12 protein-coding genes are annotated in these 17,830 nt (G+C 59.7%); 8 read left to right on the top strand and 4 right to left on the bottom strand.

Annotated elements, in window-relative coordinates; translation table 11 throughout:
- Positions 1-24: 24 nt before the first annotated feature.
- Positions 25-822 carry a prepilin-type N-terminal cleavage/methylation domain-containing protein gene (locus FJ404_04140; GenBank protein ID MBM3822076.1) on the bottom strand — a complete coding sequence of 266 codons (798 nt, stop codon included), beginning with the start codon at positions 820-822 and terminating at the stop codon, positions 25-27.
- Positions 823-1,068: 246 nt separating this feature from the next.
- Between FJ404_04140 and FJ404_04135 the strand changes: the two genes are divergently transcribed.
- The 7 genes from FJ404_04135 (at position 1,069) to rpoD (ending at position 10,895) form a co-directional block, all read left to right on the top strand.
- The gene (locus tag FJ404_04135) at positions 1,069-1,953 is read left to right on the top strand and encodes a hypothetical protein (GenBank protein MBM3822075.1); all 885 of its coding nucleotides are present in this window, start codon (positions 1,069-1,071) and stop codon (positions 1,951-1,953) included.
- Between the two features lie 347 nt (positions 1,954-2,300).
- A complete protein-coding gene (locus FJ404_04130) occupies positions 2,301-3,650 on the top strand; it encodes a homoserine dehydrogenase (protein ID MBM3822074.1) in 1,350 nt (449 codons plus the stop codon).
- Positions 3,647-4,729 (top strand): threonine synthase, encoded by a 1,083-nt coding sequence (locus FJ404_04125; GenBank protein ID MBM3822073.1) that lies wholly within the window; start codon positions 3,647-3,649, stop codon positions 4,727-4,729. Before FJ404_04130 ends, FJ404_04125 begins: the two co-directional genes overlap by 4 nt.
- Before the next feature lie 20 nt (positions 4,730-4,749).
- Positions 4,750-5,967 (top strand): aspartate kinase, encoded by a 1,218-nt coding sequence (locus FJ404_04120; protein ID MBM3822072.1) that lies wholly within the window; start codon positions 4,750-4,752, stop codon positions 5,965-5,967.
- Between the two features lie 173 nt (positions 5,968-6,140).
- Positions 6,141-7,427 carry a glutamate-5-semialdehyde dehydrogenase gene (locus FJ404_04115; GenBank protein ID MBM3822071.1) on the top strand — a complete coding sequence of 429 codons (1,287 nt, stop codon included), beginning with the start codon at positions 6,141-6,143 and terminating at the stop codon, positions 7,425-7,427.
- 30 nt (positions 7,428-7,457) lie between these two features.
- A complete protein-coding gene (locus tag FJ404_04110) occupies positions 7,458-8,798 on the top strand; it encodes a hypothetical protein (GenBank protein MBM3822070.1) in 1,341 nt (446 codons plus the stop codon).
- Between the two features lie 210 nt (positions 8,799-9,008).
- Positions 9,009-10,895 (top strand): RNA polymerase sigma factor RpoD, encoded by a 1,887-nt coding sequence (gene rpoD / locus FJ404_04105; GenBank protein MBM3822069.1) that lies wholly within the window; start codon positions 9,009-9,011, stop codon positions 10,893-10,895.
- Between the two features lie 361 nt (positions 10,896-11,256).
- Here rpoD and FJ404_04100 read toward each other — a convergent pair whose 3' ends face one another.
- Positions 11,257-12,123: a sugar phosphate isomerase/epimerase gene (locus FJ404_04100; protein ID MBM3822068.1), complete on the bottom strand. Its 867-nt coding sequence runs from the start codon at positions 12,121-12,123 to the stop codon at positions 11,257-11,259.
- A 130-nt stretch (positions 12,124-12,253) separates the two neighbouring features.
- Here FJ404_04100 and ppk1 point away from each other — a divergent pair, with 130 nt between their 5' ends.
- A complete protein-coding gene (gene ppk1, locus FJ404_04095) occupies positions 12,254-14,431 on the top strand; it encodes a polyphosphate kinase 1 (protein ID MBM3822067.1) in 2,178 nt (725 codons plus the stop codon).
- A gap of 9 nt (positions 14,432-14,440) precedes the next feature.
- Here ppk1 and FJ404_04090 read toward each other — a convergent pair whose 3' ends face one another.
- Both FJ404_04090 and FJ404_04085 read right to left on the bottom strand, forming a co-directional pair.
- Entirely contained in the window at positions 14,441-16,972 is a 2,532-nt protein-coding gene (locus FJ404_04090; protein ID MBM3822066.1) for a dehydrogenase, read from the bottom strand.
- Between the two features lie 90 nt (positions 16,973-17,062).
- The gene (locus FJ404_04085) at positions 17,063-17,827 is read right to left on the bottom strand and encodes a hypothetical protein (protein MBM3822065.1); all 765 of its coding nucleotides are present in this window, start codon (positions 17,825-17,827) and stop codon (positions 17,063-17,065) included.
- Between the last annotated feature and the right edge of the window lie 3 nt (positions 17,828-17,830).

Here is a 17,830-nt window from a genome sequence, read left to right as displayed (position 1 = left end):
GCGGATGGGTAACGGGGCGGTCGCTTAATTGCCGCCGCCGATTTCGGGTTTGAGCCACGGCGTGTCGGACCAGAACCAGGTTTGGGCTTTGATGGTTTCCACGTGGGAATCGGCCATGAGCACGTTGCTTCGTTGATTGTGCCGCTGGTGGGGTCCGCCCCAATTCGGATCGTCCGACGTCACACAGCCATCGCAGGGGGCACTGTTGGCCGGATCGTGGAGAACCCAGGCGCCGGGTTTTTCCGTGGATTTGGGGGTGATCGCTTTTAAGGGTTCCTTGGAGTTGGTGGGTTTCACGCCGCCGTCGGTGAGGTGCACGGTTTTGGCGGGGCTGACCACGGTGCCGATCTTCTTCGCCGGCCATTGTTTGACGTCCCAGACCCCTTCCCAGTCGCAACCGCCCAATCGGAAGTTCATCTGATAATTGGAGATGGCCTTGTCTTGTTGATCGCTGGGGTAGAGGGCGACGACTTCCTTGAATTTCTTGGACTTATTGGGGCAGAGCAGAAGGTTCGTGGTGCCCTGGTAGGGTTGGAGCGCGTTGAACCAGCCTTTGCGCAGCGCATTATTGCCGCGCACGAAGAAGGTGTAGCAAAACCGGTCGTCAAAATCGCCAGAGTAAACGGCTTGGGCGATGCCGAACTGCCGTAAATTATTGATGCAGCTGGTGGTTTTCGCCTTCTCCTTTGCTTTCGAGAGGGCGGGGAGCAGCATGCCGGCCAGGATGGCGATGATGGCGATCACGACGAGCAACTCGATCAACGTGAAGCCGCGACGGGTGTGGCGTTGGGAAGACCGGAATTTTGAGGGAGATGAGTGCATGGGATGTGGCTTGAATGGACCAGTTGGGGCAGTTCGCGTCAAGGTTGTGATACCCGGAAACTTTCCAGGTCTTCTCATTTTGACTGATCAAGGTAGGGCGCGCACTCCGCTACGCGCCGAAACCGGGTGTTTCCAAAGGCGGCGCGCACGGAGTGACGCGCCCTACCCACCCAAATTCGAACTGCTGGAAACTTTCGGGTTCGGCTGGTGTTTTCCTCTCCTGGTGCTACAAGTTACGATGTGTTTATGAGATCGGCCTGGACGAACGCCCGAAATTTTCGCGGGGTTATTGGCTCGCTGGCCTTGGGTTTGACGGGTTGGGCGGCTGCAGGCGAGCGCAACTATCAAGCCATCGTCGATCGCAATCCCTTCGCGTTGAAGCCGCCCGTGGTTGTTCCGCCGCCGGACCCTCAGGCCAACAACAAGCCGAATCCGGCCTCCAACATCAACCTGACAGGCATTACCACGGATCTTGAATCGAAGAAGGTTTGGCTGCGTGCCACCGTGAATGGGAAGACGCCCCCGACGGTTTTCTACAGTCTCGCCGAAGGCGAAAAGCAGGACGATATCGAAGTCATTTCCATCGACGAGATTTCCGACACCGTCAAAATCCTGAACGCAGGCGCGCCGGTGACCTTGACCTATGCGACGCATGGCGTGAAGGACAAGGGCGCTGCCGCCCCGATCAATACGGCTTCGGTGCCTCCTGTCCCCGCTGGAATGCCCTCCGCGATGCCGGTTCCGGGAGCTGCGGGCGGAGGTGGCGGCCCCGTGGTGATTGGCCGGGGAGGGGTGTTGGTCGATAACAATCCCAATCCGACGGGAGCCTCGACCTTCATCATGAATCCCCCCGGCGGAGTTAATAACAACTCCGCGGCGGGTGTCACGACGGGTGCCGCGCGGATCATCCCTTCGAGAGCTTTGCGCACTCAGGCCCAGAGTGATTATGTGCAGCCTGTGGGCGGTGAGCCTTCCATGCCGGTCGAACAGCAAGTCTTGAACATGGTGGCGCAGAAGTTGGATGCCAACAATCGCGGCGTAAAACTTCCTCCTCTGCCTCCCATCCCTGGCATCGAACCGATCCCTGGTGTGGTCGATGGTTTGCCGTCCCGGAATAATCCGAATCCCTGAGGGGGCGACGTCCCTCTCCTCCTTCGAACCGACCCGGAGCCCAGTCCGGCCTCGCGCAGGCTGATCTTCTTCATTCCACGACCGGGAGTGCCCCGGTGCATCCGCAAGTTGTGGGGGCGCGCCGTTCACGGCGCTTCCGCTCGCGCCAACCTGCCGCGGCGATCTCCTCCCGCTCCATGGCCCGCCGTGGGTGAATGCCTTCGCCCTGGCAGCACCCTTGCCCGTTGAATCTGTCATGCCCCTTTGAAGACACGCCCTGAAGCGGCGTGAACGCCCCGGCGCTGCCGCGCGCATCCCCGAAAACCTCTGGATGCACCGGGGCGTGAACCCAAAAAATGGGATTGTCCATGCCTGGGCTTGTCGGCAATCTGGCCGGCCTTATGCAGGTGGCTTTGGGATTGTTGGGCGTTGGCACGGTGGGCGGAGGGTTAATCCTCGGCCTGCGCCGGAATGGTCCCTTGCTGACCTCGCGTCTAGGCGTCGCGTTCAAAATTCAGTCGATGGCGGTCCGCAATCCGCGAAAGCGCCGGAAAGTCCCCCTCCCTGGAGGCACGGTAACCCGTGATTGGAGGAAGGTGGTTGATGACCCTCGCTGTCCAATCATTGTGGAGCTGATGGGAGGAACGCAGACGGCGCGGTTGGCCGTGCTCGCGGCGCTGCGGTCTGGCAAATCCGTCGTGACGGCCAACAAGGCCCTTCTTTCCGCCCATGGAGAGGAGCTTTTTGAAGCCTGCCGCAAGTATGACGCGAACCTTTACTACGAGGCCAGCGTGGCGGGTGGGATTCCGATCATCAAGGTCTTGCGCGAAAGCCTGGTCGGCAATCGGGTCACCCGTTTGCATGGCATTGTCAACGGCACCTGCAATTACATTTTGACCCGGATGAAGCTTGAGGGCGCCGATTTTGCCGCGGTGTTGGCTGACGCGCAGCGGCTCGGTTACGCGGAGGCTGAACCTTCGCTGGACATCGATGGTCACGATGCGGCCCACAAGACCGGGATCCTTGCCTCCCTGGCGCACGGATTTTGGGTGAGGCCCGGCGAGATTCATGTCGAGGGAATCCGCAGTGTCAGCGCCCTGGACATTCAGTATGCCCAGCAGCTTGGTTACACCATCAAGTTGCTCGGCGTGGTCAAGACGACGGGAAGTGGCCGCTCCTCGGGAACGGAAGACATCGAGGTTTCAGTGGGGCCCGTCCTCGTTCCCAACACTCATGTGCTTGCGAGTGTGAATCACGTCTACAACGCGATTTGCGTTCGCGGTGACGTGGTGGGCGATACCCTTTATTATGGGCGCGGGGCGGGACAGGATGCCACGGCCAGTTCGGTGTTGAGCGATCTGGCGGATGCCGCCCTGGATCTCAAGCACGGTTCTCAGCGCCGTGTGCCGCCTTTTGTGTGCCATGCCCGGGGTGGACGCGTGGTTCCCTACGAGGAAATCGTATCCCGTTTTTACCTTCGCCTGAGCGTCATTGACCGTCCTGGCACGCTGGCTAAGATCGCCACGCTGCTCGGGCGAGCCCGCATCGGGATTTCCTCGGTCATCCAGCCGGAAGGGCACGAAGGTGAAAGTGTTCCCTTGATCTTCATGATTCACGACGCCCCGGTGAAGGCCATGCGCCGAGCTTTGAAAGGCATTGCGGGACTTTCCGTTGTCAAAGGAGAGCCCGTGGTGTTCCGTGTGGAAGATTTTTCATGAACGCCGCTCCTCACAACCCCGCGCTTTGGAAGGGGGTCATTGACTGTTACGCTCGTTTTCTCCCCGTCGATGCCGGCATGCCCGTGGTGTCGCTCTCCGAAGGCAACACGCCGCTGGTCAAAGCGGATAACTTTGTGGCGGATCTGGGGGGATCCTTTTCCCTTTATCTTAAGTACGAGGGGCTTAATCCCACGTGTTCGTTCAAAGATCGCGGCATGACGATGGCCGTTTCCAAGGCCAAGCACCGAGGGGCGCAGGTGGTGATTTGCGCCAGCACGGGGAACACCTCGGCCTCGGCTGCAGCCTATGCCGCGAGGGCCAAGATGAAATGTGTGGTGGTGCTTCCCAAGGGCAAGATTGCCCAGGGCAAGCTGGCGCAAGCCTTGATGTACGGGGCCACCACGGTCGCGATTGAGGGCAATTTCGACGATGCGTTGCGGATGGTTCGTGAACTCGGTGAAACGGGGAAGGTTGAGGTGGTGAACAGCATCAACCCGGTTCGCATTGAGGGGCAAAAGACTGCTTCGTTCGAGATTTGCGATGCGCTTGGGCGGGCTCCTGATTTTCATGTGTTGCCGGTGGGGAATGCCGGGAACATCACGGCCTACTGGAAAGGCTTCAAGGAATACCACGACGCGGGCAAAATCGCCAGCCTCCCTCGAATGCTTGGCTTTCAGGCCGCCGGGGCTGCGCCCATCGTCCGGGGAACGCCCGTGACCGACCCCGAGACCCTGGCCAGTGCCATTCGGATTGGCAACCCTGCCAGTTGGGAGGGAGCGAAAAACGCATGGGCCGAATCCTCAGGGTTGATCGATTCCGTGACGGACGAGGAAATCCTGGAGGCATATCGCCGGATCGCGCGCACGGATGGCATTTTTGTCGAGCCGGCCTCGGCGGCGTGCCTGGCCGGCATTGTCAAAGCCCATCAACAGGGCCGCATCCCCCCGGGGAGCGTGCTGACCGCGGTGATGACCGGCCATGGGCTCAAAGATCCGGAAACGGCCATCGCCTCCGCGGGTTTTTCGCCGGTGGAAGTCCCCGCCGAGCTTTCCGCGGTGATGCGCGTCATCGGACTTTAAATCCGACTTCTGTCAACCCCATGGCCCTTATTGTTCAAAAGTACGGCGGCACCTCCGTCGGCAACACGGAGCGGATCAAGAACGTGGCGAACCGCGTGGCGAAGTATCGGCAACGCGGGGATCAGGTCGTTGTGGTGGTCTCCGCGATGAGCGGTGTGACCGACAATTTGATCAAGCTGTCCAAGGAAATCATGCCCCTTCCGAGCGAGCGTGAAATGGACGTGCTCCTGGCGACGGGCGAGCAGACGACCATTGCCCTGATGGCGATGGCGCTGCATGCGCTGAATGTACCGGCTGCGTCGTTGACGGGCGCCCAGGCTGGCATTGTGACGGATGGAGTGCACACCAAGGCCAAGATCAAGAATATTAGCCCGCGGATGGTCCACGCGTTGCTTGACGCGGGGCAGGTGGTGATTGTGGCGGGTTTTCAGGGCGAAACGTCGGAGGGCCAGATCACCACGCTGGGCCGGGGAGGATCCGACTTGACCGCCATCGCGCTGGCCGCGGCTTTGAAGGCCGATCTTTGTCAGATTTATACGGATGTGGACGGGGTTTATACTGCTGATCCCCGCGTGGTTTCCGGTGCGCGCAAACTTCAGGAGATCTCCTACGACGAGATGCTGGAGATTGCCAGTTTGGGGGCGAAAGTCATGCAGTCGAGGTCGGTTGAATTTGCCAAGAAATTCGGTGTGGTTTTTGAAGTGCGCTCGAGTTTGAACGACAACCCAGGAACGATTGTGAAAGAGGAAACCAAGAGCATGGAGGACGTCGTCATTCGCGGCGTGGCTTTCGACAAGAATCAAGCCAAAGTGACCCTGGCCGGAGTGCCGGACCAGCCCGGCATGGCATCCAAGGTATTCAAGGCCTTGGGTGAGGCTGCCATCAACGTGGACATGATCGTCCAGAACGCGAGCCATGGCTCCGGCAAGCCCTTGACGGACTTGTCGTTTACGGTCGAGAAGGCCGAACTCTTGAAGGCGAGTAAAGTGATCGACGGGTTGAAGAGCGAGATTGGCGTGCGAGAGGTTTTCGCCAGCGAACAAATCGGAAAACTCTCCATTGTTGGAGTGGGCATGAAAAGCCATTCCGGAGTGGCGGCGCGGATGTTTGAGGCGCTGGCCAAGGAAGGCATCAACATCGACATGATTTCGACCAGTGAAATCAAGATTTCCGTGATCGTGGATCTGGCCAAAGGCGATCTGGCGACCAAGGTCATCCACAAGGCTTTTCTTGGGTGACCTTCAAAAGGGGAAAAGAAAAGGCCCGGTGGCCCCAAAAAAGCAGTACCACCGGGCAGGAGGAACCGAGACTGTTAACCCCATTGACGTTATCATTCTATGCCCTCTGACAGCCATCGTCAAATCGAATCAAAGGCTTTCCTTCCGCCCCGGGGAATTAGGATGATGGAGCCATGAGTTTGATCGAGCAAATGACGAACCTGGCTCAGCGGGCGAAGGCTGCGGCACGCGCGCTGGCCCGGCTTACTCCGGCGGAGAAGAATCGATGCCTTCTCGCGATGGCGGACCGGCTTGAAAAGTCCGTTGATGCCTTGGTCCTCGCGAATGCCGAGGATTTGCGGGACGGGCAAGCGGTCGGGCTTTCGCAGGCCATGCTGGACCGTCTTCAATTAACTCCGGCCCGCATCTCGGCCATGGCCAAGGGTTTGCGGGAAGTTGCGGCTTTGCCCGATCCCACCGGGAGGGTTTTGGAGGAAAGAATTCGACCCAACGGCCTGCGGTTGCGCAAGGTTTCCACGCCCATTGGGGTGATCGCCATCATTTACGAATCGAGGCCCAATGTCACGGCGGATGCCGCCGCGCTTTGTTTTAAGTCCGGGAACGCCACGGTGTTGCGGGGGGGCAAGGAAGCGATTCGCTCGAATCAGTGCATCGCGAGATGTTTGATCGAAGCGGGCCGCGAAGCTTCCCCGGCGTTTCCTGAGGACGCCATTCAAGTCGTTTCCACCCCGGACCGGGAGGCGATTAAGGCGTTATTGAGTCTCACCGGGTTGGTGGATCTGTGCATGCCTCGAGGGGGTGAGGGTTTGATCCGGGCGGTGGCGGAATGCAGCCGCGTTCCGGTGATCAAGCACTTCAAGGGAGTTTGCCATGTTTTTGTGGATCGTGAGGCGGATTTGCCCATGGCCCTGCGGATCGTCGTGAACGCGAAAACGCATCGTCCCGCGGTGTGCAATGCGATGGAGACCTTACTGGTTCATCAGTCGGTTGCTGCCGAGTTCTTGCCTCAAGCCGCGAAAGCGTTGGCTGAGAAATCGGTCGAACTTCGCGCCGATTCCCATGCCTTGACCCTTCTCCAGGCCCAACCCAACGCCGCGACTTGGAAGCTGGCGGCTGCGTCGGAGCAGGACTTTCATACCGAGTACAACGATTACATCCTGAATGTTCGCGTGGTCGAGAACTGCTCCGCCGCGATCGACCATATTGGGCGCTACGGTTCCAGTCATTCGGACACGATTGTGACCGCCAACCGCGAAACCGCCGAGCGGTTTCTTGCCGAAGTCGATTCCGCCGCGGTTTATTGGAACGCCTCCACCCGTTTCACGGATGGGGGCGAGTACGGCATGGGCGCGGAGATCGGCATCAGCACGGATAAGATTGGCGCTCGAGGCCCGATGGGATTGGAGGAACTCACCACGTACAAATGGCTCGGGTACGGAACTGGTCAAGTTCGTGTCTAACCGCCGCGCTCCCCGCGCGCATTAGCAGTCATGCACGGTGATGTCGATCGAGCACGGGAAGCCCTTCGTCGGCTTCCTCCCGAGGGCTTGTTTGCGGGGTTGGGATGGCGGGTGGCGGGACGTCCTTTTCCAATTGGGCGGGCGCTTGCAGATCAATTCGAAAAACTCGGAAGGGTTTTGCTTAAATTCTATCAGGCGGCGGGTCTGCTTTATCGCCACAGTTGTGAAGGACGACAACCGGCCTGGGTGGCGCAGTGGCTGGAACGTGGCAAACCCAAGGCTTTGATCGAACTTCAGCGTGCGGCCGCCTTCAAACATGAGACGCCCCGTGTCATTCGTCCCGACATCCTGTTGACCGAAAAACATTGGGTTATCACCGAGCTTGACAGCGTGCCGGGAGGGATCGGCTTGACCGCGTGGCTCAATCAAACGTATGCGGCAATGCCTTGGTCTGGCGTGGAGTCGGAGCAGCAGTCGCCGCTGGGGGGCGCCTCCGGCATGGTCGAGGGCTTCCAGTCCATTTTCGGACCGCGTTCAAACGTCCATATCGTGATTTCGGATGAGTCGTCCACGTATCGACCTGAAATGGAATGGCTTTGCAGACAATTGCCGCCGGACCGGTTCCGGGTGACTTCGCCAGGGAGCCGCGACCTGGCTGGGGGGGACGCTGTTTACCGCTTTTTTGAACTCTTTGATTTGGACCACGTGCCTGGGGCGAAGGACTTGCTGGAGAGGGCGGCGTCCGGGTCGATTTTTCTGACCCCTCCGCCTTGCTCCTTGTTTGAGGAAAAGTTGCTTTTCGCCTTGTTGTGGAATCGCAAATTGAGGGCCTTTTGGCATCGGGAACTTGGGGAAGGGTTTCTTTCGACCCTCATGGCGGTGGTGCCTTACACTTGGTTGGTGGATCCGGAGCCGCTTCCACCGCAAGGGGCGATTCCAAGATTAAATGTGACGGATTGGAATCAGTTGGGGGCCCTTTCGCGGCGAGAACGCCAGTTAATTCTCAAGATCTCGGGGTTTTCTCCCATGGCATGGGGGGCGCGTGGAGTCTCCTTGGGAAGCGACCTCTCTTCGTCCGATTGGTCTGCGGCAGTTCGAAAGGCGATCCAGCAGGCGGGCGATCACCCCTATATTCTGCAAGAGTATCACAAACCTCGGCGGGTTGCGACGGCTTGGTATGACCCCGATGCCGGGTCCATGGTTCCCATGGAAGGCCGGACTCGCCTGTGTCCTTATTATTTTGTGGCCGGGGAGGGGGATGATCGTCGGGCGCGATTGGGGGGCGTGCTGGCCACCACTTGTCCGGGAGACAAGAAGATCATCCATGGCATGGGTGACGCGATCCTGGCGCCTGCCAGTGTTGGAGCATGAGGGTTGGAACCGCCACCCCGCCAATCCACGGTGACATTTGGCCGCTTGACTCGAACTTGATGATACACAATATTGACCGGCTATTTCGCGGCCGGGCGGCACAACGATCTTCTCTAGATCTATTCGAGTTCTGGAGTTTTGCTCCTTTGCCACTCTTGCCAGAATTGGAATAGACGAAAAATATGGCCAGAATTGGAATAGACGAAAAATATGGTCAAGTCGCCGAAGCCCAAGAAACACGCAACGAAAGTCGTCTCTCGAAAAAACATCAAACCGGCTGCCAAGCCGGAGGAGAAGACGGTAAAAGCGGTCGCAAAGGACAAGCAAAAGTCCCGTCCCGCGCCTGGCCCGAGGGCTTCCAAGCACCTCTCTGCTGTTTCGGCCCATTCTTCCTCCACCCCTGCTTCTGAATCCCACCCCCCTGCGGACGGCGTGGCGGGTGCGGTGATTCCTCCTATCAAGACCCAGTCGGGCCTGGATTTGACGGAAAAGATCAAGGAACTCGTCCGGCTGGCGCAGGAACAGGGCTACCTGACTTACGGGGATATCAACGACGCTTTGCCGGACAACATCGTCACGCCGGAGGAGCTTGATGAGATCTACATCAAGCTGCGCAATCTCGAGGTGGAGATTGTCGATCAGGCGGAGGTGGATCGCGTCAAGCAGCCTGAGCCTGAGGATGAGGAGGACAAGACGCGCCTCGACATTCTCGATGATCCGGTGCGCATGTATCTGAAGCAGATGGGCCAGGTCCCTTTGCTGACGCGCGAGCAGGAGGTGGAGATTTCGAAACGCATCGAGGATGCGGAGACCGAAGTGAAGCGGATCATATACGGATTCGGATTCGCGGGGAAGGAGCACATCGCGCTTGCGGAGAAGTTGATTTCGGAGCCGCCCAAGGAGCGATTCGACCGCGTCATCGTGGACAAGAAGATTGAGGGCCGGGAGAACCATCTCAAGGCCTTGCGCAAGCTCGTGAAGGAGGTGCGCACGATTGATCAAAACGTGGACGACAAGTACGCCGAGACGCACCACGTGCCGAACAAGGCCAAGCGTGACAAGGTTGCGGCGGAGTTCAAGAAGCTGGACGACAAGCTGCAGCGCACCTTCGCCAAGTTCTTCTACAAGCAGAAGGTCATCGAGGAGATGGCGCTGGTGGCGGACAACATTTACGAGAAGATTCAGGCCAGCTTGCGGGTGATTCACGAGATGGAGCACCAGCGCAAGTCGCCCCAATCGCAGGCCATCATTCAATCCGAGCAGCGCAAGATCAAAGCCCTCGAGGAATTCGTGCGGATGATGGCCACCGACTACCTGGCAGCCTACGAGCGGCTCCAGCATTTTTCGCGAAAGGCCCTCCAGGCCAAGACCGAGATGGTCGAGGCGAACCTCCGTCTGGTGATTTCGATTGCCAAAAAGTACACCAATCGCGGGCTCTCCTTTCTGGATCTGATTCAGGAGGGGAACATGGGGCTGATGAAGGCGGTCGAGAAGTTTGAGTACCGCCGTGGCTACAAGTTCTCCACCTACGCCACGTGGTGGATCCGCCAGGCCATTACTCGATCCATCGCCGACCAAGCCCGGACCATTCGCATTCCGGTCCACATGATCGAAACCATCAACAAGCTGATGCGGGTGCAGAAGCAGCTTGTGCAGGATTTCGGACGCGAAGCGACGCCGGAGGAGATCGCGGACGAAATGCAGATGCCCGTGGAGCGGGTGCGCGCCGTCCTCAAAATGGCGCAGCAGCCCATTTCCATGCAGTCCCCGGTCGGCGACAGTGAGGACACGAATTTCGGAGATTTTATCGAGGACAAGTCCGCGGAGAATCCGTCGGACATGACGAGCTACAGCCTGCTCAAGGACAAGTTGCAGGATGTGCTCGAGACGTTGACGGAACGGGAGCGAAAAGTCCTGGAGCTCAGGTTCGGCCTGGGGGATGGCTATTCACGAACGCTGGAGGAAGTGGGCAAGCAGTTCAAGGTGACGCGCGAACGCATCCGGCAGATCGAAGCGAAGGCGCTCCGCAAGATGCGCCATCCGACGCGCATTCGCCAGTTGCAGGGATTCCTCGAGGGCGAAGGAGTCGAAGCCTAGGCCTTCAAGCAAGGCGGAAGCCGCTCCGTGGCGGGAACCCGGTGCATCCGCAAGTTGTCGGGGCGCGCTGTTCACGGTGCTTCCGCTCGCGCTCATCGGCCGCGGCGATCTCCTCCCGCTTTATGGCCCGCCCTGGGTGGATGCCTTCGCCCCGGCAGCACCCTTGCCTGTTGAGCCTGACATGCCCTTGAAGACACGCCCTGCAGCGGCGTAAACGCCGCTGCCTCGGCGGTGCCGCGCGCATCACCGATACCTGTGGATGCACTGGCGGGAACCCCAAATTCAGCGCGCTTCCCGGGACGGGGAACGCGCGGATTCTTGCCTCATTTCTACCGGTGGGCGGAGCCGGGCAAGCCGAGCGCTATTTCCATCGGGCGGTGTGGCCTCGAATGAACCCGACGCACTGGGCAATGTCAGGGACGGAATGGTCCCAATTGAATTCATACTCGATGGAAATATTGCCCTGAAATCCCTGGGCTCGGAATTCATCCAGGACTTCGGCCACCCGCCCGATGCCGGTGCCGTAAGGCACATCGTGATGTCCCTGGCGGCCTTTCACATTGCGGTCCTTGAGGTGGCTGCTGATGACCCTTCCTTTCAGGATTCGCAGCGCTTCAACGGGGTCGAGTTCGGAGGCCAGCCAATGCCCCGTGTCCGCACACGCGCCGATGCGCGGATCGCGATCCTTGACCAAGTCCGCCACAAAGCGGGGATCCCAGACGCGATAGTTGGGGTTGTTGGGCTGTCGTGGATGATTGTGGAATGCGACCTTGATGTCGTATTCCTTCACCATCTTTTCGATGATGTCGATCGAGTCCACCGACTCGGTCGTCACGGCCACGAAGCCCATTTTCCTGGCGAAATCGAAAATTTTCCGGGCGCTGGCCTCCTCTTTGGGAATGCTCACCACCCCATAATTGACGGCCAGCAGTCCGAATTTGGACAACTGTTCCTTGACCTTGGCGATGACTTCGTCCGAGGCGTCATGGCTCCACTTGACGCCGGGTTCTTCGGGGCTGAGTTTCTGGCCGGGATAAAACTCGATCACTTTTCCGCCTGCGGCGGCGGTTTTATGAATGGCTTCAAAGACCGAAAAACGATTGAAGGTGTAGGCTTGAGTCCCCACGGCCAGTCCGCCGATCCGGTGGGAATCGGGAATGGCGGGGGCGGCCAGGGCCGGCAAGGTGCAAAGAAAAAGGAAGAGAGCGGAGAATCGAAGGGAGTTCATGTCCGGCAGGCTAACTTCCTCGAATTGGCAAAGGCAAGCGCCGGCCCGAGGGGAGCGTTGAACCTGATGGCTGTCACACAATTGTCGCTGGCCTGAACAGAGGGCCGGACCTTAGGCTGAGGGTTTGGGCATGAGGATAAGCAAGAAACTTGGCCGTGTCTCGCCGCCGTCCCTCTCGGGGGGGCGATATTTGCAGCGTGAGCTGAGCTGGTTGGAATTCAACCAGCGCGTGCTTGATGAGGCGCTGGATCCCTCGACTCCCCTTCTGGAGCGGTTGAAGTTTTTTTGCATCACGAGCACGAATCTCGACGAGTTTTTCGAGATTCGCGTGGCCGGATTAAAACAGCGGATTGAGAGCGGCGGGGGGGGCGCCGAGGAGGGGGAAATGGCGCCGTCCAGACTCCTGGCGGCGATCGAGAAGCGCATTCGAAGGCTCGTGCGCGTGCAGTATCAATGTTGGAAGAGACAATTGTTGCCGGGGCTGGCCAAGGCGGGCGTGGCCTTCATCCCGGTGGCGAACATGCCGGGAAGGGACTTGGCCTGGCTGGAGCAGTTTTATCGGGCGGAAATCCGCCAACTCTTGACTCCCATCGCCATTGATCCGGCTCATCCTTTTCCCCTGCTCATCAATAAATCGCTCAATTTGATCGTGCAACTGGCGAGGACAAACGCTCTGGGCGAGGGACGTCACAACGCCATCGTGCCGGTGCCGCGTCGTCTGCCCCGGCTGGTCCAGTTGCCTCGCGGCGACGGTTCCCGAGCCTACGTTTTTTTGGGGGAATTGATCCGGCACTTCCTGCCCGATTTGTTTCCGGGGATGGCCATCCAGGGCAGCTGGCTTTTTCGCGTGACCCGTAACAGCGAACTCTACATCGACGAGGAGGAAGCGGCCAACTTGCTGAAGGCGGTCGAGAACGAACTGCACAACCGGCGCCGGGGCGACGCGGTTCGTCTCGAGGTGGCTCACGATTGTCCGCCTTCCGTGGCGGGTTTCTTGCTGGAGCATCTCCGGCTTCGGCGGGAGGATCTCTATGTCATCGACGGCCCGATGCATCCTGCGAGATTGATGATGTTGTGTGATCGGGACGACGTTCCGGAATTGAAGGATCCTCCCTTTTCGCCGCAGCTTTCGCCGGTTGTGCGTGGAAAGACGGATCTGTTCGAGGTGATTCGCGAGGGTGACGTGCTCCTGCATCATCCGTACGAGAGCTTCTCGACCGTGCTCGAGCTCTTGACCCAGGCCGCCAGCGATCCGCGGGTGCTGGCGATCAAACAGACCCTTTATCGCACCGGCGGGGATGACCGGATCGTGGGGGCACTGATGCGGGCGGTGCATCACGGCAAGCAGGTGTCCGTGGTGGTGGAATTGCGCGCACGTTTCGACGAGGCCAACAATGTCGAATGGGCCAAGCGGCTGGAAGAGGCCGGGGTGCATGTGGTGTACGGTTTGGTGGGATTCAAGATTCACGCCAAGGCGTTGTTGATTGTGCGCCGGGACGACGACGGCCTGCGCCGATACCTGCACCTGGGAACGGGAAACTATAATCCGAACACCGCCCGGCTTTACACGGACATCAGCTTGCTGACCTGTGACGAAGATTTCGGGGAGGACGCCACCCGGTTATTCAATCTGTTGACTGGAATCTGCCAGTATCAACCGATGCGCCGGTTGGTGGTGGCGCCGTTTGAGCTCCATGCGAAAATACTGTCCTTGATCGAGAGGGAGGCCGAGCACGCTCGACGAGGATTGCCGACGAGGATTGTGGCCAAGATGAACGCCTTGGTGGACACGAAGGTGATTGACGCGCTTTATGCCGCGTCCGGGGCCGGGGTAAACATCCAGTTGATCGTTCGCGGGACTTGTTGTCTGCGTCCCGGTGTTCCCGGCCTGAGCGACCGGATCGAGGTGCGCAGCATCGTGGACCGTTTCCTGGAACACAGCCGGATTTACTATTTCGAAAACGCGTGCCGGCCCGAAGTTTTTGTGGGGAGCGCCGATTGGATGCCGCGCAATTTCTTTCGCCGCGTGGAGGTGGTGTTTCCGATCGTGGATGGACGTTTGCGGGATCGTTTGGTGGAGGAGGTGCTGGGACTTTCGTTGCGGGATCGTGTGAAGGCACGCATGCTCAAAGCGGATGGAAAGTCTGTGCTTTCCACTTCAGGTCACGGGAAAGCCCGCTTGCGCAGCCAGGTCGAATTCATCCGCCGCAGCCTGGGCGAGGAGGCGAAGGGGAATTCGAGCATGCATGGCCCGGCGGGACTCGCGGTGTCGCCGCCGCGGGTGCGGTTGGCGAAGCGGCCGTTTTGAGCGGACGGGTCAGGGAAGCTTGAGCAGTTCGGGTTCGGTCCACGCTTCGGCACGAGACTCGGTCTGCTGGCGGATGGTTTGAATCGTGGCGGGGGAGATGGGCGATGCGTTGTGGCCCCATTCGCGGCGCATGTAGGTGAGGATGGCAGCCACCTGCCGGTCGTCCAGAATGCTGAGCGGAGGCATCTCGAGGTTGTAGCTGACGCCTTTGACCGTGAGTTTGCCGCGCACCCCGTGGAGCACGATTCGAATCAGGCGATCGGGCGAGCCCAGCACCCATTCAGAATCGAGCACGGGCGGCGCCAAACCGTCCTGCCCGAGACCGGTGGGTTGGTGGCAGGCGCCGCAGATGGCTTGGTAGAGGGGTTTCCCCTCGTCAAAGAGGGCTTGATCCTCGGCGTTCAAGGGAATGACTTTCGGCTCCACGTATCCGGGTTTGCCCGGCCAGACGAGAACCGAGAGGAGGCTTTCCGCGGTTTTGGCCAGTTCCGAATTCGGTGAAGCCTTGAGCGAAACCAGTTCGGAGGGTTCACGATCGAGTTTCACCGGTCGCGGCGGTGCTGCGTTTTTCGTATTCGGCTTGGGGGCGGCGGCGTTCAGGCCTTGAAGGACGGCGAGGTATGGAGAGGAATCAGTGCCGCTGGCAGCGATGCGCTGCAGGATACGGCTCACCTTGGCGCCCTGACCCTCGTTCCAAACGCAACGCGCCAGGAGGCCCAAGGTCGGAAGGAGCGATGACTTCTGATCTGTCGGCATGGATAGGATGGCCTCGAGGAAATGCGCTTCTCGTCCCACCCAGCCGGAAACGACAGCTTCGCGGAGCAAAGTGTCCGTGGGCGCATGGACGATCATTTTGACCAAGGCGGTGTCGACGTCTTCTCGCGGGTAGCGGGCGAGGGAAAACGCCAATTGCAAGCGGATGGCGTGGCGTGGATCGGTGGAAAAACCGATCAGTTTCGGGAAGAGATCCATTTCATCACGGGCCAGGAAAGGTTCCGACAAACGGATGGCGGCGGCGGCCACGCGTTCGTGGGAATCGCCCAAAGCGGCCATCAGTGTGGGGCGATCCAACAGGGCGAGGCCTTCCAGGGTCCAGAGTGCGTGCAGTCGCGCCTTCGGATTGGCATGAGAGCGAGCGATTTGACGCAGGGGGGCGGCGGCGGAGCTTTCACTGCTTTCCACCAACAGTCGTTGCGCGGTGTCCCGATGCCAGCCATTGGGATGCGAGAGGTATTCGGCGAGTTGCGCCGGCGTCGCGGATCCGAGGCCGGGCCGGGTTTTCGGAGTGGGCGGGGCAGAGGTGCGCACCACGCGATAGATGCGACCGTGTTCCAGCCCTTTTTCGAGGCCTCGCGAAAGGGCTTGTTTGCGCAGGTAGCTGGTCAGGTAGATGCGGTGTTGGATGATGCCGCGATACATGTCCACGACATACAGGGCACCGTCGGGGCCGTTGGCCAGGCTCACCGGGCGGAAGCGTTCGTCGGTGGAGGTCAGGAATTCTGTGCGAGCGTGAGCGTTTTCGGCCGTGATGATGCCGGCTTGCTCCTTGAGCAGGCTGCGGCGGACGAAGTTGCCGGTCGGTTCACAAACGAAGGCATTGCCTTGATGCGATTCTGGAAATTGGTCTCCCCGGTAGATAAGCGGGGCGCAGGCACCGGTGAAGGTAGCCAGAGTGCCGTCTGCGCGGAGTTGTTGAGGCTGGTATCCCCGGTTCACTCCGGGGTTCATGCGTCCCGGCCAGACGGATTGATCTTTGGCGACGGCGAAGTTGAGTCCGGTGACACCGCGGAGGTGGCTGTTTCTGTGAAAATAGTGGGAAGGCACCAAGTCGGCCCTGAGATGATCGCTATTGGAATTGAAGAAGAGTCGGCCAAAGTCGTCCTGGCTGATGCCCCACTGGCCGCGGAACACGGTGGGTTCTTTTTTCCATTCCGCGTCCTGGAAACGGTACCGCGTCGTGTGATTGGCGCTATAGATCCAATTGTCGAGACCCACGATCAATCCGTTCGAGGTATGCTCCGGATTCTCGCGTCCGCCGTAATCCGTGGCGACTTCAATAAAATCGTCGGCCTTGAGGTCTCCGTCCGTGTCGCGCAAGAACCACAGTTTCGGGGGTTCGCCGACCAGAGCTCCGCCGCGGGTGAGGACCAAGGCGCGAGGCAGGACGAGGTTGTCCTGGAACGTGGTCCGCTTGTCCATGCGCCCGTCCTGATCCGTGTCTTCAAGAATGCTGACGCGTCCTGTTTTTGCGTCCTCTCCTTTCCCTTCGGGGTTGGGCATGTAGCCGCGCATTTCGAGGACCCAGAGCCGTCCGTCCGGATCGAACTGCATGAGCACGGGGGCTTCGACGAGCGGTTCGGCGGCGACGATTTCCACTTTGAATCCTTCCGGCACTTTGAAGGACTTGAGGGCTTCCTCGGGCGGGAGGACGGGAGCGGGTGGAATTTTGTCGGCGGGAATGCGTTCGGCCTGAGTTTCGCCGGGTCGATCGCCATTCTGGGCGAGCAGATTCGAGACAGCGAACCAGCCGGCGAGGAGCATGGAGCGGGATGGGGGAAGAATCATGGAGAATAACACTTGAGTAAGAGCTCCCCGAGAGGGCATCGCGGAAACTCGAAACCGGCCTTGGACTTAAGGCTGGCTTTTTCTTTGCAGCCGTCTTTTGCCAACGATGCCCTGAGCACCTTTCGGGAGGCTGCGGGTCAAGCGCCCGGGGTCCAGCCCCCATTTGGAGGCGAGTTGATGCACACGGTCCACGTTGTATCGGGCCATGGCATTGCGTCGTAAATCTTCGGGCGATTCCTCGCCGTATCCAGGGCATTCCACGCCGAGGGATTTCTCGGCCGGAGTGAGGTCCCCCTGATTCCAGACGGTGGAGCCTGACCAGGCGAACGCGCGTTTAACCCGGCCTTGCTCGATCCAAATCCAGGCGTGTTCGCCCACCACGGGGTCTGCGCAAAAATACTGAACCGTGCCCAGTTCGTGGCTGAGATCCGAGAGGAAGCGAAAAAGATGGTCGGGATCCGATCCAGGATCGGGCAATTCGCGACCGAAAACCACGACCCAGTCCTTGACATGCTGGCTGATGAAGTAGCGGTCTTCCGAGGCCAATTGGAGTCCTTCGGCGAGGGAGCACCATTGGACTCCGCAAAGATCAAGGGCATTGCGAACGGCCACAGGCTTGGCCCCCGATACGGCGATCCATCGGGAAGGCCACTGAAGCCAGGCTTGTTCTTCCGCCGGTTCCGGGTCGTTGCTGGGGTCCAGAGCATCCAAGGCCTCTTTGAGCCGGGATCTTTGCCGCTTGGGAATCTCGCGGCTTGCCATGCGGACGAAGAGAAAACCCACTGCCACGACGACCCCGAAGGGCAGTAGCATGAGCAGTGAGGGCGTCATGGA

Source organism: Verrucomicrobiota bacterium, assembly GCA_016871495.1.
Taxonomy (GTDB): domain Bacteria; phylum Verrucomicrobiota; class Verrucomicrobiia; order Limisphaerales; family VHDF01; genus VHDF01.
This window is presented reverse-complemented; position numbering and strand designations above follow the sequence as displayed.